This is a genomic window from Limnoraphis robusta BA-68 BA1, from assembly GCF_034932365.1.
GTDB lineage: Bacteria > Cyanobacteriota > Cyanobacteriia > Cyanobacteriales > Microcoleaceae > Capilliphycus > Capilliphycus robustus.
Map to the genome: position 1 here is coordinate 1 of NZ_JAYGHR010000124.1, position 4,734 is coordinate 4,734.

The following is a 4,734-nucleotide window of genomic DNA, read 5'->3' on the forward strand; positions in this document are numbered from 1 at the left end:
CGCTATAGCGAGTACGGCTCGACTCGTAAGCCTGTGGAGGGTTAACCGCTCCCATGCCCCCTTTGAAGCAGGAAATAAACACACAAAGTATCTTCTTGTGACGCTTTGTACACGTTTTATGGAGCAGGCTGATTAGATGATTCTTCCTCTTCTTGATCGTTTTGATCGTCCCAGTCTTCTTCTTCCTCATCCTGAATTTCCGTTGAGGGAGGCGGAGGCGTAATAATGCGATAATCAGCATCATAAACCGACTCAGATTTTCCGACTGCTGTATCCCCCCCTTCGCGATAGCCATAGGAATACACCGAACCTGACCAAGTTTCCCGTTTGGGTTTTTGTTCGACTTCGTAATGATTAGGGCGAGTATATTCAGATTCAGGAGAATAGGATGATCTCACCTCAGAAGCTTCAGATCGAGGTTCACCGGAGTTAGAAGCAACTTCTTCCTGATTCCATCGGGGTTGTGAGGCTGTAGAATTAACCGATTCTTCTTCCCCCCAATCTTCCTCATCCCAAGATTGACGAATGGGCTTAACTTCCGTTTCCCAATCATCGTTTGTTGAAGCGGTTGAAGCGGTGGGTTGGGGCGAGGAATACGCTGTAGAAGTCGTTGCGGTATTGGAAGGATTTCGGCTAGAAGAATAAGACGGTGACGGTTCAGGGGAAGGTTCCCCTTTAAAACCCATCGGTTGAACGGGCGGTTTGGGTGAACGCGGAGGGGGAGAACTTTGGGAAACCGCCGCAGATCCTGAACCCGACAACTGAAATAAACCCCAAATGAGTAATGATAGGATTACCCCAACCGCGATCGCCATGACAATCCAAAAGGACAGGGGAAAGCTGGGCGTCTGAGTGCCTAAAAAGACGAGAGACACAGACGGGGAAATATTCTGCAAGACGAGTAAAACCAGTCCTGCAACAACAATTAAAAAGATAACCAGGTTCGCTACAGACATTGATGGGATGAGTCAGTGGTTAGGTGTTTGGCGAGAGTTAGCTGAACTTAGATGTCATTCTTCCAACGTTTGAGCGGTACACAGTCGAGATCGAGTTGATCGAGAGCGCGAGCTACTACAAAGTCTACTAAATCTTCGATCGTTTGCGGTTGATGATACCAAGCGGGAATCGCCGGAACGATACGAACCCCTGATTCGGCGAGAGTGGTCAAATTTCGCAAGTGAATTAAACTCAAGGGGGTTTCTCGCGGCACTACAATTAATTTACGCCCTTCTTTGAGTTGTACATCCGCCGCACGTTCCAACAAATCTGAGCTTAACCCATTGGCGAGTTTACTCACCGTACTCATGCTACAGGGAATCACAATCATTCCCAAGGTTCGGAAGGAACCACTAGCAATATTAGCCGCTACATCTTGCCAAGAATGACAGCGCAACTTCCCCAAGCTTGGGACACCCGCCTGATCTCGCCAAAATTCAGCTTGTTGTTCGGGATCGCCAGGCATCCGAAGATTTTGCTCACTTTGCCAGACCATGTAGGCTGCTTTAGAAGCCACCAACTCAATGGGCAAGTCAGCCTCCAGTACATATTTTAACGTTCTGACAGCATAGATGAGTCCAGATGCGCCAGATACGCCGATAATTAGGGGTTTGGAATTGCTCATTTATGAGTGAGGGTGTTGGGTGTTGGGGAAAATACGGGGGGTTTTAACGCCTGAAACGCAGAATAGGGACAATTGATCAATTGCCCCTACACGCGATACCTAACGACTCGCAAGCGATCAACTAATAGTTGTTATAGGGTTCATCGTTATCATCAGCAGCTTCACTACCCCCGCCAACCGCAACTAAATCGATTTGTTGGCGATAGTAGTCTACACTCTTGACCTGCACTTCCACGTTATCACCCAAACGGTATTGATTGCGGTTTTTACGACCAACGAGGGTTTGCTGACGGGAGCGATATTCATACCAATCATCTTTGAGGGAAGAGACATGAACCAATCCTTCCACGCGCAGCAGAGAACCGCCAGGAGATTCAACTTCGATTTCCACAAAGAACCCATAAGACTGCACCCCGGTAATTAATCCCACAAAGGTTTGGCCAGTGCGGGCTTTCATAAATCCGGTTTTTTTCAACCCTTCTAAGTCTTCTTCGGCATCGACAGCAACGCTTTCCCGTTCACTCAAATGTACAACCAACTGAGCAAACTGAGAATCTAATTCACTCTGTAACTCAGGCGGGAGAACGTTCCAAGCTATTTTACCGTGACACGAGGAGTGACCCAGCCTTACTTTGTCTTTAGATCGAGTTGAACGTCGATCTCGTCCTTCTTCAAAGATCGCTTTGAGGACTCGCGAAATCTGAATATCGGCATATCGCGATAGAGGCGAGGTGCAGTGAGTATAACAATCTAGAGCCAACCCAAAGTGAGGTTTAGCAATCGTGCTATAAACCGCAGGCTTGAGGCTATCTTCGAGTAAATAAGTTAGCACTCGTTCAGCTTTCGTTCCAGCCAAATCAGCCACAAAAGACTGAAAATCTGACGGGTTAACTTCTTCCTCATTTTCGAGTTCTAACTCACATCCTAAATGAGTGGCGAGTTTGACTAATTCACTGACATCAGCCGCATCGGGCGAAGGTTGTACTCGATAGATAGCAGGTAGACTCAAGGCTTGTAGGTGATTCGCTACGACTTGATTGGCTAATACAATTAATTCTGATACCATCGCCTGAGCAACCGTCACAGAAGCTACGACAATCGGCCCGAGTTCTCCTTCATCATCAAAGTGACAATGGGTATCGAGGAGGTTTAATTCAAATCCTCCCCGTGCAGCCCGCATTTGTCGCACCGCTCGACTGACTTCCAAAAGATTTTCTAAAATAGAAACGATTTCTGGAGAACCGACTTCCTCGCCATCGAGAATGGCTTGAGCGGTTTTGTAGTCCACTTGATGGTCAACTCGAATCACACTGGGCTGAATGTCAAACTCAACTAATCTGCCCGTTGGATTGAGGGTAATCAGGATCGAAAGGGTGAGTCGTTCTTGATCGGGTAATAGCGCGAGGCGATCGCCACTGAGTTCTTTGGGTATAATCGGAATGTATTTGTCGGCGAGGTAGATCGCGGTTCCCCGTTTACGGGCTTCTCGATCAAGGGCGGTATCTGGGGCGATGTAGTGGGCAACATCAGCCAGATGAATTCCGAGCTGCCAATCTCCGAAATCTGTTTGTTCGAGTGTGAACGCCCGATCAATGCAATATTGCATCGACGCTTTTTCTTCTTCATCTAAAACCGAAAATTCGGGATTCCCTACATCCGGTTCAAAACTAATGGTCAAAAGCTTGCGAAAATCCGCCCGGTTTTTATAGTCAGTTTTCTTGATCTGAGTCGGTAAAGATTCGGCTTCTTGTTGGGCATAGATGGAAAAAGCCCGAGGTAAATCGTGTTTGCAGCAAACAATATCTAAATCATCAGCTTCTTCGGCATCTGATCCTAAAATCTGCACGATATGACCGACTGGTCGATGTACGCCCAAGGGATAACGGACAACTTCAACATGAACCAGATGATCAATGGCATTTGCAAGTTCTGGGGATTGATCAACTAAATCCAATTCAAACAATAACCGATCATCGAGGGGAACAGCCCGAAATCCTTTGGGAGTCCGCTTGACTCGCGCCAGTACCGAGGGATTAGAGCGTTCGAGAATCAGATAAACTTCTCCCTCTGGAGAACGGCGGCGACTGCCCTCTTTGATAATTTTAACTAAGACGCGATCGCCATTCCAAGCGCTACTGAGATGACTTTCACGAATGTAGACATCTTCTGCGCCTTCTGCATCTTGAATAGCAAAGCAGAATCCTTTACTCGAACAGCGCAGCTTGGCTTCGACTACGCTTTCTTGTTCGACTCGGCGATAGCGACCTTTATCTTTTTCCAGAATGCCTATTCGCTCTAACGCATCTAAGGCGATTTGAAATTTTCGTAAACTGTCGTCATCGGGAGCGAGTTTTTTTTCTAACGCTTTAGGCGCGACAAGTTTATCTTCTGAAAAATTAGCCAAAAGTGTAGCGATTGAAAATTCCATGTAGCGGTCGTTCCTCGTTATCTCGGCGATCTGTTGATTTGTTTTGACACTCCCTCTCTCTATTTTGGTGACTCTTGCTATCAATTGAACTGAAATGAAAGGGAACAGCCGCGATTTGAGGATGGCTCGGAGATGATTTTGGAGATTACACAAACCGAGTTGGGGATTGTCTGATTTCCCTAACCATTTCCCTCAAGCATACAGTGATACAATTGAGTGCAACTACTCCTCTCGGGGATCGGAAGAAGCCTAACAGATTGAGGACTGCCGACAAAAAATTGATTTCCCAAAGGCTACAGCGTAATTTCATCTGGATAAAGTCTACAGATAAGCAGATTAATTCATCTAGACGGTAGCATTAGGAATTGTGGCAGTAGCGTATACGCTGCGTCAATAACAAATACTTTAGTCAGTATACCCCAGATTAGGATATTATTATGCTCAATCGGTCAAGTATCTGAGGCATAGGCATAGGCTTATGGCGCCAGAAGCCTGCTTCGCTGACAACTGCCTCTGCCAAACTTAGTAAACCTTCTGCTTTATAAAACTGATACAACACGGTACAAACCGTGTTAACGTTTACTTCCTGCATCACCCCGGACTGTCGGCAGTACCCGGTCAGACAGGCTTTTTACCGAGAAGCCCTCGGCATAATGTAATAAATTCAGACTCGCATTCAAATCAC

General features: G+C 46.6%; 3 protein-coding genes. All 3 read right to left on the reverse strand.

Features of this window, described 5'->3' with window-relative positions:
- Positions 1-116: 116 nt before the first annotated feature.
- The 3 genes from VB836_RS30215 to VB836_RS30225 all read right to left on the reverse strand — a co-directional run bounded on the left by VB836_RS30215 (position 117) and on the right by VB836_RS30225 (position 4,049).
- Entirely contained in the window at positions 117-956 is an 840-nt protein-coding gene (locus tag VB836_RS30215; RefSeq protein WP_323225246.1) for a LapA family protein, read from the reverse strand.
- 47 nt (positions 957-1,003) lie between these two features.
- Entirely contained in the window at positions 1,004-1,621 is a 618-nt protein-coding gene (locus VB836_RS30220; protein ID WP_323225248.1) for a flavin prenyltransferase UbiX, read from the reverse strand.
- A 121-nt stretch (positions 1,622-1,742) separates the two neighbouring features.
- Positions 1,743-4,049 carry a ribonuclease R family protein gene (locus VB836_RS30225; protein ID WP_046277156.1) on the reverse strand — a complete coding sequence of 769 codons (2,307 nt, stop codon included), beginning with the start codon at positions 4,047-4,049 and terminating at the stop codon, positions 1,743-1,745.
- Positions 4,050-4,734: the final 685 nt, after the last annotated feature.

Bases quoted from the DNA above. Each gene is read 5' to 3' on its own strand.
- VB836_RS30225 (WP_046277156.1), bottom strand. From the start codon at position 4,049: ATGGAATTTTCAATCGCTACACTTTTGGCTAATTTTTCAGAAGATAAA.
- VB836_RS30220 (WP_323225248.1), bottom strand. From the start codon at position 1,621: ATGAGCAATTCCAAACCCCTAATTATCGGCGTATCTGGCGCATCTGGA.
- VB836_RS30215 (WP_323225246.1), bottom strand. From the start codon at position 956: ATGTCTGTAGCGAACCTGGTTATCTTTTTAATTGTTGTTGCAGGACTG.